The following is a 25,546-nucleotide window of genomic DNA, read 5'->3' on the forward strand; positions in this document are numbered from 1 at the left end:
TGCGGAGCGATACGCAGGTTGCAGGGTCGCAGCCCGCTATCCACTGTTGTACTATTGTGTTATCATATCGTTGGTCAGCGGAGTAAGCCCCGTTTGCTGGCAGCGCCTTCTCGTGTGGAAGGAGGTGATTTGCCCATGGACTTTATTATCCAGCTGCTCAAGCTTGCCGCTTCGACGGTGGGGTTGGCGGCGGCGGTGGTGAAGGCCATGTCCGCAGCGCAGGGCTCGCGCCCCGAAACGAAGGCTGACCGTAAGCGTTAGTTAGCTTACGGTCAGCTGAAACACAAACGGCGTTGCCCGCATCCCAACCACGGGCATCCGCTGGCCTTATTGTAGCAAATCGCATCAGCTCCCTGCAAGATGCGGGACCAAGCGATCCGACGCCCTCCCGGCATACCGACGCCGCGGCCTCTGCCGCCTCGGCGCCATCGGGACGCGTCTTCCCTATTGTCCCATCATGTCTTGGATCTTCTTCAGGTCCTTCATGGACATGCCGCCCATGCCGGGAATACCGAGCCCGCGGCGACGCTTGCCCTTACCCTTCTTCCCCTTCTTGCCGCGGCCCATCTGCGCGTCCATGCCGGCGGTGGCCTGCTTCACCATCTTCTTCGTCTCGTTGAACTTCTTCATCATCTGGTTCACAGCCGTCACGCTCACGCCGGCGCCCTTGGCGATGCGGGCGCGGCGGCTGCCGTTCAAAAGCTCGGGCTTGGCGCGCTCTTCCTTGGTCATGGAGTTGATGATCACCTCCATGGCGTCGAGCGCGCCCTCGTCCACCTGACCGGACGCGAGCGCCTTGTCGCCGCCGGGCAGGGCGCTGACGAGCTTCTGCACGCCGCCCATCTTGCGCATCTGGGCGTTCATCATCACGAAGTCGTCCAGGGTGATGTTCCCGCGCATCATGCGCTCGGCCTCGAGTTCCTCTTCCTCGGCCTGCTGCACGCGCACGGCGTTCTCGATGAGCGAGACCACATCTCCCATGCCCAAAATGCGCTTGGCCATGCGGTCAGGGTGGAACACCTCCAGCGAGTCGGGCTTCTCGCCCGAGGAGATGAACTTGATGGGCTTGCCGGTCACCTCGCGGATGGACAGCGCGCCGCCGCCGCGGGCATCGCCATCCATCTTCGACATGATGACGCCGTCGAAGTCCACGGAATCGGCGAAGGCCTCCACCACGTTCACCACGTCCTGGCCGGTCATGGCGTCCACCACCATGAGGATCTGGTCGGGCTTCACGGCCTCCTTGATGGCAGCGGCCTCGGCCATCATGTCCTCGTCCACGTGCAGACGGCCCGCCGTGTCGATGATGACCACGTCGCGCAGGTTGTCGATGGCATCCTGCACGCCTTCCTTGGCGATGGCCACCGGATCGCGCCCGTCGCCGCGGTACACGCGCACGCCGATCTCGTCGCCCAGCGTCTGCAGCTGGTCGGCGGCGGCGGGACGGTACACGTCTCCGGCGATGAGCAGCGGGGAATGGTTCTCCTGCTTCAGGCGGTAGGCCAGCTTGGCCGCGGCCGTGGTCTTGCCGGAGCCCTGCAGGCCCACGAGCATGATGACGTTGGGGATGCGGCTGCCCAGCACGAGCCGCGAGTCGGTGCGGCCCAGAAGCTCGGTGAGCTCGTCGAGCACGATCTTCACGACGTTCTGCGCCGGGGTGAGCGAATCGAGCACCTCGGAGGAGAGGCAGCGCTCCTTCGTGCGGGCCACGAAGACCTTCACCACCTTGAAGTTGACGTCGGCTTCCAGAAGCGCCAGGCGAATCTCGCGCATGGCGGCGTTGATGTCCTCCTCGGTGAGGCGCCCCTTCGAGCGCAGCCCCGAGAAGATGCCCTGAAGGCGTTCGGAAAGATTCTCAAGCATGCAGGTTCCTTACTCTTGCGGTGCGGTGCGAATGGGATGCGGAAGGCCTAGTCGAACAGGCGCTTCCAGAAGCTCTTCTTCTCGGGTTCGGGGGCAGGCTCGGGATCCCCGGCTTCCTCGGCGCCTTCACCGTTCTCGTCGGCGGCCAGGGCCAACTCGGCAAGCTCGTCGTCGGTGAAGGGGGCGCCGTCTCCCTCCTCGTCGGCAGGCTCATCGGCTACCTCGGCCACGATGGTCTCGTGGGTGCGCCGCCCGAGCGCCGCCTCCACAAGATCGCCGTCGGCGGGCTCGGCCACCATCTCCTCGGCCGCCTCCACGAGCGCTTCTTCCACATCGCCCTGCTCGTCGATTACCGGCTCGCCGGCCGCGCCGGCCTCGGCGATGCCCGCGGGAGCAGCAGCCTCGGCATCGGCCGCAGCCACCCCGGCCTCCCCCACTGCCGCCGCCGGCGCCCCTTCCAGCACGTCGCGGCGGCGCTCGCCAGCCGTGACGGCGGCCTCCTTGGCGTTCTCGCCGCGCAGGGAGTCCCCGTCCTCGTCGAAGCGCTCGTCGAAGGCGCCCACGAGGGCCGCGGCGAACTCGCGGGCATTGAAGTCGCGCAGGTCGTCGATGCCCTCGCCCACGCCGATCTTCACGATGGGCAGCTCGAGATCGTGGCTCACCGCCAACGCGATGCCGCCCTTGGCGGTGCCGTCGAGCTTCGTGACGATGAGCGCATCCAAGTCGAGCGCCCGATTGAACTCGCGAGCCTGCTGCAGGCCGTTCTGGCCGGTGGTGGCGTCGATGACGAGCACGGTGTACACCGGCAGCTTCGAGCGCTTCCGCACCACGTTCACCACCTTCTCCAGCTCGCGCATGAGGTCGGCGGAGGTGTGCAGGCGCCCGGCCGTGTCGATGAGCACCAGATCGGCGCCTGTCGCCTCGGCGCGCTCCAGAGTGTCGTAGCACACGCTCGCCGGATCGGCCCCGCGCTCGCGGGTGACCATCTCCACGCCCGAGCGGCGCGCCCACACCTCCAGCTGCTCGATGGCGGCGGCGCGGAAGGTGTCGGCCGAGCCCAAGATGACGGCCCGCCCCGCGTCGGTGGAGGCCTTCGCGAGCTTGCCCACCGTGGTGGTCTTGCCCGTGCCGTTGATGCCCACGAACAGCACCACGGCCTCCCCGCCGCCGAAGATGTCCTCGCCGCCCTCGGTGAAGGTAGCGGCAATCTCGTCGTTCAGCAGATCGAGCACCGCGTAGGCGTCGGGCAGCGCTCGGCGGGTGGCCAAATCACGCAGACGCTCCACGATGTCGGCCGCCGCGGCCCCGCCCACATCGGACAAAATGAGCGTCTCCTCCAAACCCTCCCAGAACTCTTCGTCCAGATCGGGCCCGCGGTCCAACAGGACGTTCATCGACTCCTTGAATTTGTCGCGAGAGCGGGCAAGCCCCTCGTTAATGCGATCGAACAAGCCCATGGGGCCTCCTTCGGGTACGGAATCCGGCTGCCGGGTGACCCCGCAGGCCCCGGCGTTCAGTTTGCCTATAGTGTACGCCATCGCGCACCCGAAGACGGCCAACCCAGCTGAATCTGCCAAGTTTCGCCTTTTTCCGACGCATAGGGTGCCCTGCCAAGCCAACGAACACGCAACAGGTCATCAATGGGGCGGCATCAGTCGGATCGGACGGCCGCAAGAGCACTCGACGCAACCCTATGATAGCCGCCAGGTTTGTACGCCATCCCTGAAAGGAGATGCACCATGAGCTTTTTCGACAAGATGAAAGACGCCGGCGAGGACATTAAAGACGCGTTCGCCGAGGGAGCCCACGATCTGGCCGAGAAGGCCGGCGAGATAAAGGACGCCGCCGCCGACAAGGCCGGCGACATCAAGGACGCGGTCGTGGACAAGGCCGGCGACATCAAGGACGCCGCCGCCGACAAGGCCGAAGACCTGAAGCAGGCGGCGGGCGACGCGGCTGATAAGGCCAAGGATGCGGCCGCCGATGCGAAGCAGGCCGTGGCCGAGAAGGCCGGCGAGGCCAAGCAGGCAGCCGATGATGCCGCCGACAAGGCCAAGGACGCCGCCAAATAGCGCTTCCGAAGCCACGATGGGGCGGAAAAGCCCACGAGGGAAGAACCGGGGTTCCGAGACCATGACATTTGTCGGGTCTCGGAACCCTTCTTTCTGGTAGCATGGCAGGGTTACCGCCAACTTCGACGCCCCGGCCGCCCTGCGCCGGCGTCCCACCCATAAAGGAGACCCCATGGAACGCGAGCGCTTCGGCAGCCGCCTCGGCTTCATCCTCATCTCGGCCGGCTGCGCCATCGGCCTCGGCAACGTATGGCGCTTCCCCTACATCACCGGCGAGTACGGCGGCGCGGCGTTCCTCGTGCTGTACCTCATCTTCCTCGTGGTGCTGGGACTGCCCATCCTCGTCATGGAGTTCGCCGTGGGCCGCGGCTCGCAGCGCTCCATCGCCCGGGCCTTCAACGTGCTGGAGCCGGCCGGCACCCACTGGCACAAGTACAAGTGGATAGGCGGCGCAGGCTGCTACCTGCTCATGATGTTCTACACCACCGTGGCCGGCTGGATGCTCGCCTACGTGCCGAAGATGGCATCGGGCCAGCTCGCCGGCGCCGACGCCGCGGGCACCCAGGCCGTCTTCGACGCCATGCTCGCCAACCCCGTGGAAGTGGTGTTCTGGATGGTGCTCGTGTGCGTGATCGCCATCCTCATCTGCTCCCTGGGCGTGCAGAAGGGCGTCGAGCGCGTCACGAAGGTGATGATGCTCGCGCTGCTGGCCATCTTGGGCGTGCTCGTGGTGCGCGCGCTCACCCTGCCCGGCGCGGGCGAGGGCGTGTCCTTCTACCTGCTGCCCGACTTCTCGAAGATCTTCGCCAGCCCCGACACCTTCTTCAAGGCAGCCTACGCGGCCATGGGCCAGGCGTTCTTCACCCTGTCCATCGGCATGGGCTCCATGACCATCTTCGGCAGCTACATCGACAAGCACCGCTCGCTCATGGGCGAGGCGGCCACCATCGGTGCCTTGGACACCGGCGTGGCGCTCGCCACGGGTCTCATCATCTTCCCTGCCTGCTTCGCCTTCGGTGTGGCCCCCGATTCGGGCCCGGGCCTGGTGTTCATCACCCTGCCGAGCGTATTCGAGCAAATGTGGCTCGGCCAGGTCTGGGGCACGCTCTTCTTCGTGTTCATGAGCTTCGCGGCGCTCTCCACGGTCATCGCCGTGTTCGAGGGCATCCTGCGCTTCTCCATGGACCAGTGGGGCTGGTCGCGCAAGCGGGCGGTCATCGTGAACCTCATCGCCATCCCGCTTTTGTCCCTGCCCTGCGCGCTGGGCTTCAATGTGCTCTCGGACGTGGTCATGCCCGGCGTGGGTGACATCCAGACCGTGGAGGACTTCCTCGTGTCCAGCAACATCATGCCCTTAGGCTCGCTGGTCTTCGTGCTGTTCTGCGTGAGCCGCCGGGGCTGGGGCTGGAAGAACTTCCTCGCCGAGGCCAACGAGGGCACGGGGCTCAAGTTCCCCGGCTGGCTGCATAACTGGATGCGCTTCGGCGTGCCGGTGCTCGTGGTCATCATCCTCATCATGGGCTGGGTCCCCATCGTCACCGCCTGGCTGGCGTAACAGCGGCGATCGAAGGGCAGGGACGGAACCCCCAGGCGCGGATCGAGCCCGCCTGACGGAGGGGTGCCCGCTGCCCTTCAGCTGCCGCTCCCCCCGCCGTTTCCCTACCGGCTGCCCGCCAAGGCGAACTCGAGGGCGGCGGTGGGCACGTCCACGCTCTTCAGAACCACAGGCACCCGCTGGCCCAAACGGAAGGCGCGCCCGCTCTCCTCGCCGGTAAGCGTGTAGCGCACCGGATCGAAGGCGAAGTACTCCTCGCCCAAGGCCCGTACGGGCAGAATGCCCTCGGCAGTGCAGTCGAGGCGCACGTAGAGCCCGTAGGAGGCCACTCCGCTCACCACGCCCGAGAACGCCTGGCCCGTAAAGGCACTCAGGTACTCGGCCATCTTCAGCTCCTGGGACTGGCGTGCGGCCGTGTCGGCCACCCGCTCCATGTCGCTTGAATGCTCGGCAATCCAGGGCAGGGCCGCCATCTCCTGGTCGAACTTCTCGGGACGCCGGGTGAGCGCCGCCCGCAGCATGCGGTGCACCACGAGGTCGGGGTAGCGCCGAATGGGGCTCGTAAAGTGGCAGTAGGCCTCGCTCGCCAGCCCATAGTGCCCGAGGTTGTCGGGCCGGTAGACAGCCCGCTTCATGGCTCGCAGAAGCAGCGAGCTTACCAGCTCTCCTTCGCTACGGTCGGCGGAAGCAGCGAGAATCTCCTGGATGGTGCGGGCATCCCCCGCTACCAGGCGCGCCTCCATGGGCCGTGTGAACCACGGGAACTCCTGGAACACGGGGATGAGCGAGCCCAGGGCATCGGCGGCAGGCGGCTCGTGCACGCGGAACAAACAGGGGAATCCGCGAGTCTCGAGGCAGCCCGCCACCGCTTCGTTGGCCAGAATCATGGCCTCCTCCACAAGGCGCGTGGCGTCGGTCTTGCGTCGCAGCACGATATCGACCGGCCGCCCCTCCCCGTCCAGAGCCACCTTGGCCTCGGTGGTGGCGAAATCGATGCCGCCGGCTCGGGTGCGGGCCGCCTCGCGCAGGCCGGCGAGCCGCGAGCACTGCACGAGCCGCCAGGCGAGGTCTCCCCCGGCGGCGACGGCCTCCTTGTAGTCCAGGAGGATGGCGTCGGCCTCGTTATAGGCAAGCCGCGCGTCCGAGCGGATGAGCGCCGGGTAGAAGTCGGCGCGCACAAACTCGCCGGCATCGTTCAGGTACAGGTCGGCCGTCATGGACCGACGCACCTCGCCGGGCTTCAGCGAGCACAGCTCGTCGGAGAGCGCCGGGGGCAGCATGGGAATCACCCGGTCGGCCAGATACACGCTCGTGGCACGCCGGCGGGCATCCAAATCCACCGACGAGTTCCACGGCACGTAATGGGACACGTCGGCGATATGCACCCCGAGCCGCCACAGCCTCTCGTCCTCCAGATAGTCCAGCGACAGCGCGTCGTCGAAGTCCTTGGCGTCGGCGGGATCGATGGTGAATACGAAGCGCTCCGTCAGATCGCGATAGCCCGCGACGAGCGCCCCTTCCGCATCCAGCACGGCCGCAGCGGCCTCGGCAAGCGCTCCGTCCGAGAACACCGTCTCCAATTTGTGGCGCGCCACAATGAGATCCACTCCCACCCGCACCTCGTCGGCCGCATCGGCGATAACCTCCTCGATATGCCCCGTAGCCGCGCTCTTGCGCGTGGGAAACTGGGCGATGCGCACGCGCACGAGGGCCCCGTCGGGCACCTCCGGATAGTCGGAGCGCAAGGTGAACACGTCGTAGGGAATGCGCGGGTCGGCGGGCACCACCACGCCGAAGGGCTCGGCCACCTCGTAACGGCCCACCACCGTGTCATGGGCCCGGTCGATCACCCGCAGTACCCGGGCCGCCGGAAGCCCGGCCCCCTCGCCTGTGGCACCCGCCCGTGCGCCGGCCCTCCCGTCTCCCTTGGAGGCGCCCTTGCGCGAGATCGGCGCCAGCTCAACCAAATCGCCGTCGAACGCGCCGGCCATGGCGCTGTGCGGAACGAAGTACTCCCCCTCTGCCGTGGCCACGAACCCGTAGCCCTCGGCCCGCGAGACAAGCACGCCGGTCGGATTCGCCTTGGGCTTGCGGCGCACGGCCTTTCTCCCCTTTGCCATCGGCCGCGCCTACTTTGCCTTCTTCGCGAGGCTGCGGGCCGTATCCACCGCCAGAGCCATCTGCTCGTCGGCGCCATCCGCATCGCCTGTCACCACGGTCACCTGGGGCACGATGCCCACGCCGTCGATAGCGTTCCCGCGCGGCGTCAGATAGTAGGCGGCCGTGTAGCGCACCGCACCGCCGAAATCCAGCTCGCGCACCACCTGCACCGAGCCCTTGCCGAGCGTCGTCTCGCCCACAACCGTCGCCCGCTGATTGTCCAGCAGGGCCGCGGCGAGCACCTCGGCGGCAGCGGCCGTGTACTTGTTCACAAGCACCACCATGGGCGCCTCGGTGATGGACACGCCCGCGGCGCTCTTCTCCGTGGGCTCGCCCTCGTTGTTCTGCACCTCCACGAGCACGCCGCTCGACACGAACAGGCTCGCAATGTCCACCGCCTGGGTAAGATACCCGCCGGGGTTGTCCCGAAGATCGAGCACGAAGGCCGTAGCCCCCTGGGTCGTGAGCGACTCGACCGCCTGCTGCACAAGTTCGGCGGCGTTGCTCGTGATCTGGCGCAGCTTGATAACGCCCACCTTGCGCGTCAGATCGGTGGTGAGGTTTGCCTCCTCGTACACCTTGCACACAAGCGCGGTGGTGAACTGGTCGCCGGTCTGGGCATCCAGGCTCGAGGGGCGCATCCAGGTGATGGACACGTTATCGCCCTCGTCTTTGGCCAGCGCGTTCACCACTTCGGTCATCGACCAGGCGGACACGTCGGTGCCGTCGATGGTCATGAGGAAGTCACCCTGCTGCACGCCCTTGGCCTCGGCCTCGGAGCCCTCGAACACATCGGCCACGTAGGCACGGCCGTTGTAGTCGGCGAACACCACTCCAATGCCCGCGTAGCTGCGGTCGGTGCTCTCCTTGATGTAGTTGTTGTACAGGTCGGGGTTGTAGTAGGCGGCATAGGGGTCGCCGGTTGACTTCATCAAGTCGGCGAGCATGGTGTAGGTCGCCTCGGTCAGGTTGATCTCGTCTAGGCTGTAGGTGGACAGAATCTGCTCCACGTCGCGCACCCGCGCGGTGATGGAGGTATCGTAGGACTCGCGATTGGCGGCGGTGGCAAGAGCCTCGCTCTCCTCATCGCTCACGGGAATGCCCCAGCTGTCGATGAGATCGGTCTGGCTGCGCAGGGCAAAACCGCCGCAGAAGGCCGCTGCCGCCAAGATGACAGCGATGGACAAGCGGAGTATCAGCTGATTGGAGGCGCGCTCTCCCCGGCGCTCCCCCCGCGCTCGGGCGTTGGGCGCATTGTGCCTGCCTTTGGTCTCCATAGCGGGGCACCCCTCTCTTCATATACCGAAACGCGGCCCCCGGGGCTTATCCCCAAGGGCCGCGCCAAGGGCCGCGGTACGTCCGAGGTCCTACACTTTCAGATAACGCCGCATGGCGAAGGCCGAACCGAGAAGGCCGATGACCAGACCGGCCACCACGAGCACGACGTAGATCATCACATAGACATGCCCGCCCACATCGAGCGAGAGGAACGAGAGCGCTCCTTGCAGCTTCGGCATGGCGTACATGCGCAGAAGCTGGAGCACGCCCACCGCCAGAAGAGAGCCGATGATAGCGTGCAGGGCACCCTCCATGAGGAAGGGGCCGCGGATGAACCCGTTGGACGCGCCCACCAGACGCATAATGGCGATTTCCTTGCGGCGCGCCATGATGGCCAGGCGAATGGTGTTGTTGATGAACACGAGCGCGATGAACACGAGCAGGAGCACGAGGGCCACGCCGAGGTAGCGCACGTACTTCGTCACCGAGAACAGGCGATCCACCGTCTTCTGACCGTACTTGAGCGAATCAGCCGGATTGTCGGGCTCGTCGCAGATGGACTTGAAGGTCTCGTCGGCGGCGATGGCCCCGGCGATCTCGTCCACCTTCTGCGGGTCGGACAGGTTCACATCGATGGAGGCCGGCAGCGGATTCGTGCCGTCGAGCTGCTCGATGATCTCGGGATTGGTGGTCATCGACTCCTTGAACTTCTCAAGAGCCTGATCCTTGGTGGTGAACCCGACGCTTTCCACGCCGCCCATGCCCTTGACGGTGTTCATAACCGCATCGATGGACTCCTGGGGCGCGTCATCGGCCACGTAGGCGGTAATGGACACCTCGTTCTCGATGGAGGACACGAGGCGCTCCACGATGGTGCCGCCCACCAGAAACACGCCGATGATAAGCAACGACAGGAAGATGGTGACGATGGAGCCGAGGGTCGTGGAGAGGTTCCGCGCAAACCCCTGGAGCGACTCCTTGAAGAAATAGAACAGACTAGACATCGAAGCCGTACACCCCCCGGTCCTGGTCGCGGGTCAGATGCCCGCGATCGAGCGCGATCACGCGGCGGCGCATGTTGTCCACCATCTCGCGGTCGTGGGTGGCCACGAGCACCGTGGTCCCCGTGCGGTTAATACGCTCCAGCAGGTCCATGATGCCGCGGGAGGTCTGGGGGTCCAGGTTTCCCGTGGGCTCGTCGCAGATGAGCAGCGGCGGGCGGTTCACGATGGCACGCGCGATGGACACGCGCTGCTGCTGGCCGCCGGAAAGCTGGTCGGGGTAGCTGTTCAGCTTGTCGGACAGGCCCACGAGGCGCAGCACCTCGGGCACCTGCGTCTTAATGACGTGCCGGCTCTTCCCGATTACTTCCAAGGCGAAGGCCACGTTCTCGAACACGGTCTTGTTCGGCAAAAGCTTGAAGTCCTGGAATACGCAGCCGATGTTGCGGCGCAGGTAGGGCACGCGCCAGTTGCGCATGGTGGTCAGATCCTCGTCCGCCACGTAGATCTTGCCCGAGGAGGGCTTGATCTCGCGGGTAAGCAGGCGGATGAAGGTGGATTTGCCGGACCCGGAATGGCCTACAAGGAAGATGAACTCGCCGGCGAAGATCTGCAGCGTGACATCGTGCAGGGCCGGCTTGCTCGGCTGGGCCGGGTAGGTCTTGGTGACGTGGTCGAAGGTGATGACCGGGGCGCCCATGGGGGCGGCCATGTCGTCCACTTCCAGCATGGGAAGCGACCGGGACAACTGCGAGGTCATCGACGCCGCAGGCGCATGGCCGGCGCGCGGTGCCCCGGCCCGGGCCCGGGGGTTGCCCTGCCCGGACACGCCGGCGTGACGGCCGGTGCGACCAGGAGCGGCCTGGTTCGGTTCATTCGTCACAGCTTGCTCCGTTCGTGTTGACTGTACTGAGACCGAATAATTTTAGCAGACGCCCTTGCGGGAGACGGCCTTTTTCACAGCATCGACAATGGCAGCGGCGTCGATGGAGAAGTAGGCGAGCAGCTCCTCGAACTCGCCGGACTTGCCGAAGCGGTCGCGCACGCCCACGAGCTCGACGGGCACGGGGCACCCCTCGCAGGCCAGCTCGCACACTGCCGCACCGAGGCCGCCCATCACGGAATGCTCCTCGGCCACCACCGCGCAACCGGTCTTCGCCAGCGACGCGCCGATGGTCCCTGCATCGAGGGGCTTTACCGAGAAGGCATCGACGACCTCGGCGGAGATGCCCTCGGCGTCAAGCTGCTCGGCCGCGGCCAGCGCCTCGCGGATCTCCACGCCATTGGCCACGATAGTGACATCGGTTCCCTCGCGCAGCACGTAGGCCGCGCCGATTTCCAGCTCCACCTCGTCGTCGTAGACGCAGGGAACCGCCGCGCGCCCCATGCGCACGTAGACCGGCCCCTCGGTGGCGGCGGCCAGCTTGATGGCGGCCCGGGCCGCGGCAAAGTCGGCGGGCACGAGCACGCGCATGCCGGGCAGGCCGCGCATAAGGGCCACGTCCTCGAGCATCTGGTGGCTGCCGCCGTCCGGACCTACCGAGATGCCCGCATGGGTGGGCGTGATCTTCACGTTCAGGTTGGAGTAGCACACCGTGTTGCGAATCTGGTCGTAGGCGCGCCCGGTGCCGAACACGGCGAAGGAGCCGGTGAACGCCACGTTGCCGGCCAGGGAGAGCCCTGCGGCCACGTCCACCATGTTCTGCTCGGCGATGCCGCAGTTGAACAGGCGGTCGGCATATCCCGCATCGGCGAGCTTCTTCATCGTAGTGGAGCCGGTCAGGTCGGCATCCACCGCCACGACGGGCACGCCGGCATCGGCGAGCTCGGCCAAGGTGGCGCCGAGGGCGGCGCGGGTGGCCTTCTTCTGGGCAGCAGCCTCAGCAGTTGCGAGTTTCACCATGTCGGGCCTCCTATTCCGCAGCGGCGGCAAGCTCCGCCAGAGCCGTTTCCAATTCCTCGGGCTTGGGAGCCTTGCCATGCCAGCCGGCCTCGTTCTCCATGAAGGAGACGCCCTTGCCCTTCACCGTCTTGGCAATGACAGCCACGGGAGCGGCCGTATCGACGGCCTCGGCCTTCAGCGCGGAGAGCATGTCGACGAGCGCGGACACGTCGTGGCCGTCCACCCGCGCCACGCGCCAGCCGAAGGCGGCGAACTTCTCGCCCAAGTCCCCCGGGTCGCACACGTCGTGGATGCAGCCGTCGATCTGCAGCTCGTTGTTGTCGATGATGGCGATGAGGCGGCCGAGCTTCTGGTGGGCGGCGAACATGGCGGCCTCCCACACCTGGCCCTCCTCGCACTCGCCGTCGCCGAGCACGGTGAACACGCAGCCCGCCTCGCCGGAAAGGCGCAGCCCGGCGGCAAGACCCGCCGCCACCGAGAGCCCCTGGCCGAGCGAGCCGGTGGACACCTCCACACCGGGCACGAGGTTGGAGTCGGGATGTCCCTGCAGGCGCGTGCCCAGCTTGCGCAGGCTCGCGAGCTCGTCGATGGAAAAGTAGCCCGCATGGGCCAGCGTGGCGTACAGAGCCGGGGCCGCATGGCCCTTGGCCAGGATAAACCGGTCGCGGCCCGTCCTCTGCGGGTCGGCCGGATCGTAATCCAGCACGCCGCCGAAGTACAGCGCCGTGAGAATATCGGTGCACGAGAGCGACCCGCCCGGGTGCCCGCTGCCCGCCTCGGTGATCATGGTCAGAATATCCCTGCGAATGTCGGTGGCCTTCCCCACCAGCTGCGCCGTATCCATGGCCCGCCTTTCCCTTGGACTATTGACTTGACACTCTCCACGTATGATACCCGATGATGAAAGGTTCCAGAGCGCCGCCGAGCACTGCGTCCACATTTCCCGTCTCAACGCCGCTGCGCAGATCCTTCACCAGCTGGTAGGGAAACAGCACATAGTTGCGAATCTGGCTGCCGAAGGAGTTGTCCATGCGGACTCCGCGCAACTCGTCGAGCTCTTCCTGGCGCTTGCGCTCTTCCAACTCGTACAACTTGGCGCGCAGCACCCGGAAAGCGGCCTCCTTGTTCTGCAGCTGGCTCTTCTCGTTCTGGCAGGTGACCACGATGCCCGTGGGCTCGTGGGTCAGCCGCACGGCCGAGTCGGTCGTGTTCACGCACTGGCCGCCGGGGCCCGAGGAGCGGTACACGTCCACGCGCACGTCGGCGGGGTTCAGGTCCACCTCGATATCGTCGGTGAGCACCGGCAGCACCTCCACCGAGGCGAACGTGGTCTGGCGGCGCTTCTTCGCGTCGGTGGGGGAAATGCGCACGAGGCGGTGGATGCCGATCTCGCTGCGCAGCATGCCGTAGGCGTAGCGGCCCTCGATCTGGATGGTGGCACGGTCGAGCCCGATACCCTCGCCGGGCACCAGATCGAGCACCGTGACCTTCCAGCCCTTGTCCTCGGCGTAATGGACGTACATCTGGTAGAGCATCTCGGTCCAGTCCTGGGCCTCGAGGCCCCCTTGGCCCGGGTTCACCGTCAGGATGGCGTCGCCCGCGTCGAACTCGTCGGAAAACCACGACTCGATCTCCAACTGGTCGAGAAGAGCCGCCAGCTCCCCGGCCGCCGCAGCCGCCTCCTCGGCGAAGGACGCGTCGTCGCCGGCCAGCTCTATCGCCGTCTGGGCATCCTCCAGCAGCGCGGCTGCCCGCTCGTAGTCCTCGATGGTGGCCCGCAGGTTGGCCGCCTTCTTGCTCACCGCCTGAGCCGTGTCTGCATCGTTCCAGAAATCGGGCGCGGCGGCCTGCGCATCGAGCCCATCCAGCTCGGCGCGTTTCTCCTCGATGTGCAGGAACGAGAAGGCATCCTCCACGCGGGAGGACGCCGTCTCAAGCTCCTTTTGAATGTCTCTCAGTTCCATGCCTTGCCCTCAATTTCCTCGAAGCTCTCCGGAGGCGGAGCCGCCGGGTACCTTGATTCGCTCAAACAGTCCTCGCTTCGTGGAACAGGACATTAAGTCCTGTTCCAGTCGCTGCGGAACTCGCTCGATCAAGGCACCCGCCGCCTCCGCTCGACTCATCTATAGTCGATAGGGCGTCACAGGTTCTGGCCGTGGCACTTCTTGAACTTCTTGCCGGAGCCGCAGGGACACGGATCGTTGCGGCCCACGTTCGCGTAGGGATCTTCCTTGTCCTTCACGAAGGTCTGCGGTTTCGCCGGCGCGGGCTTGGGGGGCTGGCCGGGCATATTGGCCGCGGCGTGACGGCCGCGTACCCCCGAGGAGGCCAGGGCCTCTTCCGGCGAGGAGTAGCTCATCTTGCGCTCGAGCGGGTCGTCGGCATCCTCGAGCGGCGAGGCCGCAGGCGCTCCCTTGCCGGCGCCTGCGGCCGGCTTCGCGGCGATCTCCAGGCGCAGCAGGGTGCGCAGGTAGTCGTCGTACATGGAGGCGGTCAGGCTCTGGAAGGCGTTGTAGGCCTCGTTCTTGTACTCCACGAGCGGGTCGCGCTGGCCGAAGGCGCGCAGGCCGATGCCGGTCTTCAGGTAGTCCATCTCCTGAAGGTGCGCCATCCAGCGCGTGTCGATGATGCGCAGCATCACCTGGGCCGAGAGGTTGCCCATCAGATCGGGCCCCAGCTGGTCGGCCTTCTGCTCGTAGATCCAGTCGAGGAACTCGTAGAGGGCCTCGGCCACGGCCTCGGGATCGTCCTCGTGGTCCACCTTCTCCACCGCGAAGTCGTTGCAGCCGGTCATGTTGGCGGCCCACAGGTCGATGGCCTTCATGTCCCAGTCGTCCGAAGCCGTGCGGTCGGGACAGCACTCCGCCACGATGGCGTCCACCGCGTCGCGGATGATGCCGGGAATGCGGTCGGTCATGGACTTGCCGTCCAGGATGGCGTTGCGCTCCTCGTAGATGGCCTTGCGCTGCAGGTTCATCACGTCGTCGTATTCCAGCACGTTCTTACGGGCGGCGAAGTGCATGGACTCCACCTGGCGCTGGGCGCTCTCGATGGACTTCGACACCATGGACGCCTGGATGGGCATGTCGTCTTCCTGGTTGGTCTTCTCCATCATGTGTGCGATGGAGTCCATCTTCGAACCGCCGAACAGGCGCATGAGGTCGTCTTCCAGCGACAGGTAGAACTGGGTCACGCCCGGGTCGCCCTGACGGCCCGAACGGCCGCGCAGCTGGTTGTCGATACGGCGGGACTCGTGGCGCTCGGTGCCGATGACGCACAAGCCGCCGGCGGCGCGCACCCGCTGCTGCTCCTCATCGCAGATGGCCTCGGCCTCGGCGAGAGCCGCAGCGCGATCCTCGGCGGTGGGCACGCGGCCCGCCTCCTCCTCGTCGCCGGGCACCGCATCGGGGTTGAAGCCGCGCTGGCGCAGCATGTCCTCGGCGAGCACCTCCGGATCGCCGCCGAGACGGATGTCCGTACCGCGGCCGGCCATGTTGGTGGCGATGGTCACCGCACCGGCGCGGCCCGCCTGGGCCACGATGTGGGCCTCGCGCTCGTGATGCTTGGCGTTCAGGGTCTCGTGCGGGATGCCGCGCTTGTCCAAAAGGCGCGAGAGCTTCTCGGAGTTCTCGATGGACACGGTGCCGATGAGGCAGGGCTGGCCGGCCGCGTGGCGCTCGGCGATGTCGTCGGCCACGGCGTTGAACTTGCCGTCCACCGTGCGGTACACCAGGTCGTTCTCGTCCTTGCGGATGACCGGGCGGTTCGGCGGGATGGCCATGACCGGCAGCTTGTAGATCTGGCGGAACTCGGCATCCTCGGTCATGGCGGTACCGGTCATGCCCGAGAGCTTGTCGTAGAGGCGGAAGTAGTTCTGCAGCGTGATGGTGGCAAGCGTCTGGTTCTCCTCGCGCACGATGACGCGCTCCTTGGCCTCGAGCGCCTGATGCAGGCCCTCGGAGTAGCGGCGACCCTCCATGATGCGGCCGGTAAACTCGTCGACGATCTTCACCTCGCCGTCCATCACCACGTAGTCCACGTCGCGGTGGAACAGGAACTGCGCCTTCAGGGCCTGCTGCAGGTGGTTCGCCAGCTGGCCGGACGGGTCGGCGTAGATGTTCTCGATGCCGAGCATGGCCTCGATCTTCTCCAAGCCGCTTTCCGTGGCGTTAATAGTGCGCTTGGCCTCGTCCATGTCGAAGTCGACGCCCTTCTGAAGACCGGGCATCACGCGGGCGAACTTCTTGTAGGTATCGGCCGCCTGGGTGCCCGCACCCGAGATGATGAGCGGGGTGCGCGCCTCGTCGATGAGGATGGAGTCCACCTCGTCGACGATGGCGAAGTGATGGCCGCGCTGCACGCGGGACGCGCCGCGGGTGACCATGTTGTCGCGCAGGTAGTCGAAGCCGAACTCGGAGTTGGTGCCGTAGGTGATATCGGCCTCGTAGGCGGGCTTCTTCGCCGCCGGGGCCATGCCGTTCTGAATGAGGCCGGTCTTCATGCCGAGGAAACGGTAGATGCGGCCCATCCACTCGCAGTCGCGGCGGGCCAGGTAGTCGTTCACGGTCACGATGTGCACGTTGTGGCCGGGAATGGCGTTCAGGTAGCCGGCGAGCGTTGACACGAGCGTCTTGCCCTCGCCGGTCTTCATCTCGGCGATCTGCCCCTCGTTTAAGGCCATGCCGCCGATGAGCTGCACGTCGAAGTGGCGCAGCCCGATGGTGCGCACGCTCGCCTCGCGCACGGCCGCGAAGGCCTCGGGCAGCAGATCGTCCAGACTCTCGCCGGCGGCGTAGCGCTCGCGGAACTCGCTCGTCTTGGCGGCCAGCTGCTCGTCGGTCAACGCTTGGAACTCAGGCTCGAGCGCGTTGATCTTGTCGACCTTCGCCTGGTAGCGCTTCAGCTGCTTGCCCTCGCCCATCGTGAGCAGTTTTGAGAGAAATCCCATGGGTGACGTCTTCTTTCTCTGCGATAGCGTGTTCGGTTTTCGAAGAAGCCAGCTCCCCCGGCGAGCCGGCGGCGCTCCTTCGCGTAAATCCGCTCCACTCTATCACAGAGGGCAGGTAAGCCAGTGAATTTCACAGGGTTTGCAGGGAACCCGGGCCGCCCCGCCGCGCAAAAACGCAGACCGCCCCGCCGCGCCGCAGCTGGCGCCTCCCGCTTCTCGCTTCCCAGCTCCCCGCGATGGGCGGCGCCCCAGGCTGCAGCCCGTCGGCCCCGACATCCGAGCCCGATTGCAGGGCATCCCGATGCCTACTCCTCGGGCGGCAGCACGAACAGCGTGAACGTGGCCTCGGTGAGCAGCTTGCCGTCGGGTGCCTCCACCCGGCAACGGGACACGATGGTGCTGCGACCCGCATGGGACACCTCGCCGCGCACGATAAGCGGGCCGACGGGAGCGCGCTTGATGAAGTTCACCGCACTCGTGAGCGCCACGTTGTTCAGATCGAGCGTCGTCGCCACCATACCGGCAGCTACTTCGAGAAGGGTCGCGAGGAAGCCCCCGTGCACCGAACCGTGGTAGTTCGCCACCGTATTCGGCGCGTCGATGGCAAACGCGATGCGGCCCGGTGCGGCCTCGGTGATGCGCAGCGAGGCCATCTCCGCCTGAGCCGTCACGTTCTTCATCGCCCGCCGAGCGAGCTTCTCGTCCAATTCCGCAACCACCGATCCTCCTCTCCGTTGCCGACTTCCCCACTCTATTCCCCCTGGACGCCAGAGCAAACCACCAGAACGAGCTTCTTGTCCCTTTTTGCCCGATTTGCATAGGTTCGCTGCAGAAAAAGAGCCCGTTTGCACAGGTTGCCCCTCATAGAGCACCGAAAAACCGTACATATCGGACTGTTTCATGCATTGATGCTTATTTAGGCCCGATTTGCACTAATGCTCCGAGAAAAGAGCCGGGCTGTGCGCCCGGAGAAGGGAAAAAGCCGTGGCTACACGCCTGGCGAAAGAGAAAGGGCCGCGACTACGCGCGCTCGGAGAAAGAGAGAGCGAAGGCCGCACGCCTGGCGAAATGGAGGAAGCGGGAGCCGCGCGCTCGGAGAAAGAGGGGGGGGGTCGGGGCCGCACGCCCGGAGAAAGAGAGGGGGGTCGGGGCTGCATGCCCCGACCCCCTGTGCAGCCCCGGGCCTTCCAAGAACCCTGGGGCAACTCCGCGATCTGCCTCTCGCAAATCGGCTCAATGGCGGACGCCGACTCAGTAGTGCGTCAGATCCTCCGAATTCACGCGGCCGCGGAACGTGCGGTAGATGATGACGTGGTAGGCCAGCACGAGCGGCAGGCCGATGCACAAGATGATGGACATCCACGTCAGCGACAGCTCCGAGGAGGCCGCGTTGAAGATGGTGATGGCCGGGCCGACGGAATCGGGCGTGGCGTTCACCAGCACGGGGAACATCGAGCAGGCCAAAAGCGCCACCAACGCGACCATCACCGCCGACTGGGCCAGAAACGCCTTCAGATCGTCGTCCCGGAAGCGCCCCACGGCAACAGAGGCGGCCAGTCCCACCACCACAAGGGCGGCGAACAGCCAGCGCAGCACCGAGAGCGCGGGATCCATCTCGGTTCCCACGATGGCCAGAGCGTACACCGATACCACGGCGAACAGGGCAAGCGCGATCACCTGCAAGGGCACGCGCAGGCGCACCGCGCGAGCCCGCAGCTCGCTTCCGAGCGGTGCCTTCAGGGCAGTCCAGGCAGCACCGGCGGCCAGGAACATCGCCAGGCCCAGAAGGCCTGTCAGCAGCGTAAAGGGCGTCACAAGGCCCAGCAGGGGCACGCCCGCGTAGTCGCCGATCGCATCCATCGGGATACCCGCGAAGATGTTGCCCACGGCCACGCCGAGCAGCAGCGCCGGCAGAAGCGATCCGATAAAGAAGCAGCCGTCCCACAGCTTCGCCCAACCCGGATCGCCCGCGCGAAACTCGAAGGACACCGCGCGCACGATAAGGCCGAACAACACGAGCATCACCGCGAGGTAGAAGCCTGAGAACGTCGTGGCGTAGGCGTTCGGGAAGGCCGCGAACAGGGCGCCGCCCGCGGTGAGCAGCCACACCTCGTTGCCGTCCCACACCGGGCCGATGGCCCGGCGCAGCACCGCACGCTCCCCGTCGTTTCTCGCGATGAAGGGCGAGAGCACGCCGACGCCCAGATCGAACCCGTCCAGCACGAAGTAGCCGGCGATAAGCACGAAGATGAGGAAGAACCACAGCACGCTTAGGAACTCGAACATGGCTACTCGCCTCCCCTCTCGACGGCATCGCCCGCAGCCGCGGCAGCCGGCGCCGCCTCGTCCAGCTGGCGGTCGAGCACGTCATCGCCGCCCTCGACGGGACCTTCCTTGATGAAACGGCCGATCACACGCGCCCAACCCACGAGCAGCACCGCGTACACCAGCACGAACAGCGCAAGCGTCAGCCACAGCTCGGGAGCCGACACCGACATCGAGATGCCGTCGGCGGTAAGCAGCGACACGCCCTCAGGACCGGTCACGCTCGGGTATACCACCCAGGGCTGGCGCCCCACCTCGGCGGTGATCCACCCGGTCTGGATGGCAATGAACGGCCAGATCGGCGAGAGCACCGCAGCCCACTGCAGCCAGCGCATCTTCGCGATACGGCCGCCTCGGAACGTGAACACGAGCACGAGGATGCTCGTGAGCATGATGAGCCCGTACATGGCCACCATGAGGTGGTAGCTCTGGAACACCAGATTCACCGGCATGTCCTCCACCACCATGTCGCCGTACTCCTCGGTCTGAGCGAGCTCGTTGAGACCCGGGTATTCCGTCTCGAAGTTGCCCGTGGCCAGAAAGCTCGTACCACCGGGAATGGCGAAGGGGGCGATGACCTCCTGGGTTTCCTCGTCCACGATGCCCACGGCGTAGAGCGGGGGCACCTCGGAGTCGTACATGCCCTCCATCATGGCGAGCTTGGTGGGCTGCTCCTCCCATACCACCACGGCCGAGGCGTGGGCGAACACGATCATGGCGCAGGAGGTGACGATGCCCACCACCGCGGCGATGCGCATGGTCTTCATGGCGAACTCGGCATGGCGGCCCTTCAGCATGTACCAGCCGGCCACGGCCATGGCCACGAACGCGCCCATGATGAGCAGCGCGTCTACCGTATGGGTGTAACGGGCGAAGATGGACGGATTGAAGGCAGCCGCGAAGAAATCGGTGATGACCGCCTCGGTACCCTCGGCGTTCAGCTCGCCGCCGGCGGGCGTCTGCATCCACGAGTTCGCGATGAGGATCCACAGAGCCGACAGGCACGATCCGGCCCAGACGAGCCAGGCGGACACCATGTAGAACTTCGGCGAGACGCGCTTGCGCCCGAACAGCAGCACGCCGAGGAAGACAGACTCCAGGAAGAAGGCGAACAGCGCCTCGGCGGCCAACGGCGCCCCGAAGATATCGCCTACGAACCGCGAGTAGTTCGCCCAGTTCGTGCCGAAGGAGAACTCCATGGTAATGCCCGTGGCCACTCCGATGGCGAAGGTCGCGGTGAACACTTTCACCCAGAACTTCGTCGCCGCAGCGTCCTCGGGTTTGCGGGTGCGATAGTAGCGCGTCTCGTTGATGGCCAAAATGAGCCCGAGTCCGATGGACAGGGGCACGAACAGGAAGTGGTAGGCCACCGTCAGCGCGAATTGAATACGCGACAGCAGCGCCACATCAGCGAAAGCCTCCATGGCACACCCCCTTTCGCAATCGGTCCGGCGCACCCCTCGTTTGCAGCCGGACGCCAATAGATGATGAGCCGCCTTGTCGAAAAGCGGCCATCGTCCATAATACCTATTTTCCAGAGCACGCCAAGTGTCAGCCTCGTGACAGCGGCCCGGCTAGGCCAACACGCCCGGCTCCTCTTCGATTACCCGCTGGTAGAGGGCTCCCAGCTGCCGCGAGGGATCCAATCCCAGAGAGTCGGCCAGATGCCGGCGGCAGGCGTGATAGGTCGCCACAGCCCCGCTGCGCTGGCCGGCGCCCAACTGCGCCTCCATGAGCGCCGCGTAGGCGTCTTCCCGGCTCGCATCGCGCTCGAGCGCCGCACGGGCGAACCAGAGCGCGCCTTGGGGCTCGCCGGCGGCGCGCAGCCGAACCGAGGCCGCCACGAGCCCGTCGACGAGCTCCAGCGAGAAGCGCTCGCGGAAGCCGTCGATAACTTCGTTACCCGTCTCGGACGGGGCGAGCTCGCCTGAGAACATCGTTCTCACCTGCTCGAAAAGCCGCTCCCAATTGGTCGTGAGCGCGGCGGAGCCGAACAGCAGCTGACGCACCACGTCCTGAAACTCCATGACGTCGCTGGTAAACAGCGCCGGATCCAGCCGGCATCCGTAGCGGTCGCGCACCAGATAGGGGCAGGCGCCGTCCGCCGAGAGAATCGACTGCAGGTTCTGCCAGAGCCGGTAGAAGCTCTTGCGACCGGTGCGCGCATCGGCGTGCGGCCACAACATGGCCACCAGGTCCTCGCGGGCAAGCTCGCAACCCCGGTGCAGCGCGAGCAGGGCGAGCAGGGCGCGGGATCTTCGGCTCGCCAGCAGCCGGGGCGACACCTCGCGCCCGCCGATAAAGGCGCGCACGCCCCCGAACAGACGCACTTCCAGAAGCGGCGTGGCGCGGACAAGCGGCGCGGCGGACACCCCGGCCCGGCGCATCGGGCGACCGCCCGTGGACACGGGAAGCGCCGCAGCATCCTCGGCGCGTGCGGTCCCGGCCGCGCGCTCGCGGCGTACCCGCGCCGCACACGCCTCCTCCACCAGACCGACCGCAGGCCGCGGAGCGCCGAGCGCCTCCAGCCAGGAGCCGACGCGATCGAGCGCCAGCACGGCCTCTTCCCCGCCAAAGCCCAGCGAGCGGCCCTCGACGGCGCGCTCCTCGACGATCCCGAGCGCCCAGCGGGCCAGGTAGGCGACTTCATCGGCCTCCTCCCCCGAGCACGCCGACTCGGGCATCCCACGGGATGCCCGAGCATCGATCGCCCAGGCAACGGCAAGCAGGCAGCCCTGCGCCTCCTCGGTCAGAGCACCCGCCCACGATGCGTCGCCCAGACGGCGGCGGCACAGCGTAGAGGCCCTGCTGCCCTCCCGATCGAGCGAAACCTCCACAAGCAGCGCCAACAGCTCGTCGGACGGACAGCCCTTGTGCCCGGCCCCGGCATCTCCGCGCCGCGCCTCGAGCCAAGGGACCATCACCTCCTCCATGCGGCGACGCACCTCGGCAGTTCCCTGACGATGGGCGCACAGGGCCGCGGCGACCTTCAGCGAAGTCGGAGCGAGCGTCGCCGACACTACCTTGCGGGCGAAATCGAGCGCTTGGGCGCGACGGCCCAGCTGGGCGTAGGCGCAGGCCACCATGGCATTGACCGAGAAGCGCTCGGCCAGCTTCGCACGGCAGGCCACCTCGTAGAGCCGGCACACCTCCCCGGCCGCGCCCTGGCGCACCAGCTCCCAGCCGCACCGGCCGAGCCACGCCCCCACCGTGGCCCGCGGCGCCACGGCGCCCACCAGCGATGCGGCCCGCGGCCCCTCCCCCGCGCTGAGAAGGCGGTCGGCCAGAAGGCACGTCAAGTCTCCCCGGCGCCCGCATCCCACCGCCCGGGCCATCGGTTCCATGGCCCCCGCGAAGGCCCGCACGACCACTCCCAGATCGAGCGGTGCCGCCCGAAACGTCTCCTCGTCCTCGTCGATGCCGAGAAACGGGTAGGCCGCGCCCAGACAGGCCCACGCCTCGTCGCCCCGATCGGCTCCCAGAAGCGCCCGCAGGTCGCCTTTTTGGCCCCGCCCCATCACGAGCATGGCCCAAAGGGCAGCACGCAGATCGGCGGGCAATTCCTCATGGGCGCATCCCTCTGCGAGAAACGAGGGGCCATCGGCGGCCCAGATCAGGCATGCCACGCGCGCCGCAGGCTCCTCGGGAAGGGACCCGGCGGCGCACTCCCCCTCGTCGACCAGCAGCAACGACCCGTCCACGACAAGCGCATCGGGCACCAGGCCGCTTGCGCTGTCGCAGCCCGGCGTCGTCGTCGCCACCACTTCGATATGCGCCGCCATCAGGTTGCCGACAAGGGCGGCAAAACGCTCGGCGCGCTCCTCGTCCAGCAGCGGCACATCGGCGAAGACGACGAGCGCCGTCTTCTCGTCGACTGTTTCCAAGTTCGCCGCCAAGCTTCCCTCGTCCAGATCGCGCAGGAAGCAGGGCGACGCGGCGTTGATCCAGAACACATGGCGAAAGCCGAACATCGTCTCGGCGTACTCGGCTGCCAGCATCGCCTTGCCGAAACCGTGCGGCGCGACCAGGAAGCGGGCACGCCGTCGCTCGCGGGCGAGCAGCGCCACCCGCGCGGGACGGCTGTGGTAACGCGGGGCCTGAACGCGGGCGGGACGCTGGCCGCGGCACGCGCTCTGATATACGAAACGGGTCATACGGGGCTCCTTTCCCAGAACCAACGAGATACGCTGCCACCCTAGGACCGGCGCGCCGTCCCGGCAACGGGCAATGGCGCCGCGCAGGCTCCTGCGCCCCATCGGCAGGTTTCGCGCAGGAGGAGGACAGCCCCGCCCGCAGGTCATTCTCCCCGCCTGCAGCGGCGTCAGCCGGATCGTCGCGCGCCACCTCCAGGTTGCCTCCAGGTTGCCTCCAGGTCGGACAGGCTGCCATCTGCTCGCTGCGCCCAGGCAGCCGCGAGGAAGCCGACAGGGCATCGGCGCAGGGCACGCAGCGGAATCGGGAGCGCGAAAAGGGGTGTGCGCCACGACTTCTCCACGGTTCGGGCGAACCGCACCCGATTTCGCCCCGAAACGAAAAGAAGCCGGAAGCTCTTCGCCTCCGGCTCCTCTCGCGTGGCAATCTCGGCTCTAGGCCGGCGTTTTCCCGAGCATCTTCGCGATGCGGTCGGAGTAGGTCAGATCGGGAAGACCGGCCTCGGCGGCCAAGTCCACCGTGGGCGCGTCGTTCCACAGCGCCTCGAGACGGTAGTACTCGCGAGTCTCGGGCATGAACACGTGCACCACGATGTTGCCGTAGTCGAGCAGCGACCAGCTGCCGTCCGGCGACACCTCCCGGTGGCTCGGCTTGATGCCCGCCTTCTCGCGCAGCTCATCCTCGATCTCGTCGATGATGGCATCCACCTGGCGCGAGTTGGCGGCCGTGGCAATGACGAAGTAGTCGGTTACCCCGATGAGCTCGCGCACCTCCTGCACCATGATGTCGGTGGCCTTCTTCTCGTCAGCGGCCTGGGCTGCGATAATCGCGCACTTCCGCGAGAAGGCTGCCTGCTCGGCAACGGCGTCGGTCATAGCTATCCTCCCATTCCCAAGGAACGTCTCGTATTCGAATTGCACAGCTTAGCACAAGGTTGTGAAGACCCGCTGCACCGGATCAGGCACGGCCGTAGGGCATCGGGTCGTCGGAGCCGCTGGCAACGAAGGGGCGGCGGGCGGGCATGTACGCGTTCCAAATGTCCACGGTCTTGGAGTAGATGTGGCTTTTGCGCTCCATCATCAGCTCCACCCAGTAGGCGTACACCTCCACGAACAGCTCGCGCAGGCCCATCTTGCCGATCTGGCGGCGCAGTTTCTCCACCCGCTTGCCCTCGCGTCCCGGCTCCAGCGCATCGGCGATGTAGAGCACCATGTCCAGATCGCTCATATCCGGAGCACCCAGGGTATGGCGCTCGATGGCCTGCAGGAGCGCCGGCGAGAGCTCGGGGAAATCGCGGCCCAAAGCGCGGGCGGCCGTGATGCCGTGAAGCACCCGCGGCATGGATCGCAGCTCGTCGGATAGCTCCAGACCAAGCTCGTCAGCTCGAGCGAGAATACCCGGGTCGTCGAGGCCCTTGTCCCAGTCGTGCAGAAGGCCGGCCAAGCGGGCCTCGCCCTCATCGACCCCGTAGACGCGCGCAAGCTCGCCGGCAGCGTCGGACACCCCGAGGCTGTGGCGGAACCGGCGCGGCCCCACGCGACCCTGCAGCTCGTCACGCCGCGCGGCGAAAAACGGCTCGTCGTTGCGGGCGGCATCTCCGCCGCCTCCCTGCTTCGCGCCCACGGCCCTCTCCCCTTCCCCGCGCGCTTCGTAAAGCCCGCGTCTCTCGATAAAGCTCGCCACCTCATCGGGCACCAGATAGCGAATCGGCTCGCCGGCCGCCACCCGCGCCCGCAGCGCACGGGAGGCGATGTCCAGCGGCGGGACCGGCACCAAGACCGGCTCGATGCCGCACGCCGCGCGGATGCGGGCCAGCGCAGGCGCGTCCACCGTCGCCCCGGGACGCGTGGCCACGGCGAAGGAGGCGAGGCCCCCCAAGGAGGCGGCCTCGTGCCAGCGGTCCAGCGTCAGGAAGCTGTCGGCGCCCATGATGAAGACGATCTCGCAGCCCGCGGGCAGCCGGCGACGCAACTCGCGCAGCGTGTCGGCGGTGTAGGTCACCCCGGCACGCTCCACCTCGAGCCCACTGTAGGCCAGACGGGGGTTGTCCGCCACGGCCAGATCGGCCATGGACAGGCGGTCCTCCGCGCTCGCCGCCGCGGTATCCCGCTTGAAAGAGGGAACGCCGGCGGGCATGAGCACCACCCGGTCGAGCCCGAGGGCGGCTCCCACCGCCTCGGCGCAGACGAGATGCGCCGCATGCACCGGATCGAAGGTGCCCCCGAGGATGCCGATGCGTCGGCCTTCCTCCTTCTCGGGCACCCATTCGTTGGAGCGAACGTGGCCCAT

At 66.8% G+C, this 25,546-nt stretch carries 19 protein-coding genes; 3 read left to right on the forward strand and 16 right to left on the reverse strand.

Annotated elements, in window-relative coordinates; translation table 11 throughout:
* The first annotated feature begins 135 nt into the window (after positions 1-135).
* Positions 136-261 carry a hypothetical protein gene (locus tag C811_RS17165; protein WP_016309029.1) on the forward strand — a complete coding sequence of 42 codons (126 nt, stop codon included), beginning with the start codon at positions 136-138 and terminating at the stop codon, positions 259-261.
* Positions 262-444: 183 nt separating this feature from the next.
* Here C811_RS17165 and ffh read toward each other — a convergent pair whose 3' ends face one another.
* Together ffh and ftsY are read right to left on the reverse strand one after the other, a co-directional pair.
* Positions 445-1,863, reverse strand: coding sequence for a signal recognition particle protein (ffh, locus tag C811_RS07915; protein WP_016309030.1), 1,419 nt, complete (start codon positions 1,861-1,863; stop codon positions 445-447).
* Between the two features lie 47 nt (positions 1,864-1,910).
* The gene (gene ftsY / locus C811_RS17040) at positions 1,911-3,320 is read right to left on the reverse strand and encodes a signal recognition particle-docking protein FtsY (protein WP_016309031.1); all 1,410 of its coding nucleotides are present in this window, start codon (positions 3,318-3,320) and stop codon (positions 1,911-1,913) included.
* A gap of 282 nt (positions 3,321-3,602) precedes the next feature.
* Between ftsY and C811_RS07920 the strand changes: the two genes are divergently transcribed.
* Both C811_RS07920 and C811_RS07925 read left to right on the forward strand, forming a co-directional pair.
* Positions 3,603-3,935: a hypothetical protein gene (locus C811_RS07920; protein WP_016309032.1), complete on the forward strand. Its 333-nt coding sequence runs from the start codon at positions 3,603-3,605 to the stop codon at positions 3,933-3,935.
* Between the two features lie 172 nt (positions 3,936-4,107).
* Positions 4,108-5,490 (forward strand): sodium-dependent transporter, encoded by a 1,383-nt coding sequence (locus tag C811_RS07925; protein ID WP_016309033.1) that lies wholly within the window; start codon positions 4,108-4,110, stop codon positions 5,488-5,490.
* 104 nt (positions 5,491-5,594) lie between these two features.
* On the opposite strand, the gene C811_RS07930 is transcribed toward C811_RS07925, so the two are convergent.
* The 14 genes from C811_RS07930 to nadD form a co-directional block, all read right to left on the reverse strand.
* Positions 5,595-7,610 (reverse strand): ribonuclease R family protein, encoded by a 2,016-nt coding sequence (locus C811_RS07930; RefSeq protein WP_016309034.1) that lies wholly within the window; start codon positions 7,608-7,610, stop codon positions 5,595-5,597.
* A 9-nt stretch (positions 7,611-7,619) separates the two neighbouring features.
* Positions 7,620-8,927, reverse strand: a complete 1,308-nt coding sequence (locus tag C811_RS07935; RefSeq protein ID WP_016309035.1) for a S41 family peptidase — start codon at positions 8,925-8,927, stop codon at positions 7,620-7,622.
* A 90-nt stretch (positions 8,928-9,017) separates the two neighbouring features.
* Complete coding sequence (ftsX, locus tag C811_RS07940; RefSeq protein ID WP_016309036.1) at positions 9,018-9,932, reverse strand: permease-like cell division protein FtsX; 915 nt, start codon at positions 9,930-9,932, stop codon at positions 9,018-9,020.
* Positions 9,925-10,812 carry a cell division ATP-binding protein FtsE gene (gene ftsE, locus C811_RS07945; protein WP_016309037.1) on the reverse strand — a complete coding sequence of 296 codons (888 nt, stop codon included), beginning with the start codon at positions 10,810-10,812 and terminating at the stop codon, positions 9,925-9,927. Before ftsE ends, ftsX begins: the two co-directional genes overlap by 8 nt.
* Before the next feature lie 42 nt (positions 10,813-10,854).
* Positions 10,855-11,832 carry a transketolase family protein gene (locus C811_RS07950; RefSeq protein WP_016309038.1) on the reverse strand — a complete coding sequence of 326 codons (978 nt, stop codon included), beginning with the start codon at positions 11,830-11,832 and terminating at the stop codon, positions 10,855-10,857.
* 10 nt (positions 11,833-11,842) lie between these two features.
* Entirely contained in the window at positions 11,843-12,676 is an 834-nt protein-coding gene (locus C811_RS07955) for a transketolase (RefSeq protein ID WP_016309039.1), read from the reverse strand.
* Between the two features lie 19 nt (positions 12,677-12,695).
* A complete protein-coding gene (gene prfB, locus C811_RS07960; protein ID WP_016309040.1) occupies positions 12,696-13,796 on the reverse strand; it encodes a peptide chain release factor 2 in 1,101 nt (366 codons plus the stop codon).
* Positions 13,797-13,972: 176 nt separating this feature from the next.
* Positions 13,973-16,780, reverse strand: coding sequence for a preprotein translocase subunit SecA (gene secA, locus C811_RS07965; protein ID WP_016309041.1), 2,808 nt, complete (start codon positions 16,778-16,780; stop codon positions 13,973-13,975).
* 305 nt (positions 16,781-17,085) lie between these two features.
* The gene (locus tag C811_RS07970) at positions 17,086-17,499 is read right to left on the reverse strand and encodes a PaaI family thioesterase (protein ID WP_016309042.1); all 414 of its coding nucleotides are present in this window, start codon (positions 17,497-17,499) and stop codon (positions 17,086-17,088) included.
* 532 nt (positions 17,500-18,031) lie between these two features.
* Positions 18,032-19,066, reverse strand: coding sequence for a cytochrome d ubiquinol oxidase subunit II (gene cydB / locus C811_RS07975; protein WP_016309043.1), 1,035 nt, complete (start codon positions 19,064-19,066; stop codon positions 18,032-18,034).
* Between the two features lie 2 nt (positions 19,067-19,068).
* On the reverse strand, positions 19,069-20,529 hold the full coding sequence (locus C811_RS07980; protein WP_016309044.1) for a cytochrome ubiquinol oxidase subunit I: 1,461 nt from the start codon (positions 20,527-20,529) through the stop codon (positions 19,069-19,071).
* Positions 20,530-20,679: 150 nt separating this feature from the next.
* Complete coding sequence (locus C811_RS07985) at positions 20,680-23,259, reverse strand: AfsR/SARP family transcriptional regulator (RefSeq protein WP_016309045.1); 2,580 nt, start codon at positions 23,257-23,259, stop codon at positions 20,680-20,682.
* 432 nt (positions 23,260-23,691) lie between these two features.
* Entirely contained in the window at positions 23,692-24,132 is a 441-nt protein-coding gene (gene rsfS / locus C811_RS07990; RefSeq protein WP_016309046.1) for a ribosome silencing factor, read from the reverse strand.
* 82 nt (positions 24,133-24,214) lie between these two features.
* A complete protein-coding gene (nadD, locus tag C811_RS15750) occupies positions 24,215-25,546 on the reverse strand; it encodes a nicotinate-nucleotide adenylyltransferase (RefSeq protein ID WP_016309047.1) in 1,332 nt (443 codons plus the stop codon).

The sequence above is a fragment of the Adlercreutzia caecimuris B7 genome, assembly GCF_000403355.2.
GTDB classification, from domain to species: Bacteria; Actinomycetota; Coriobacteriia; order Coriobacteriales; family Eggerthellaceae; genus Adlercreutzia; species Adlercreutzia caecimuris.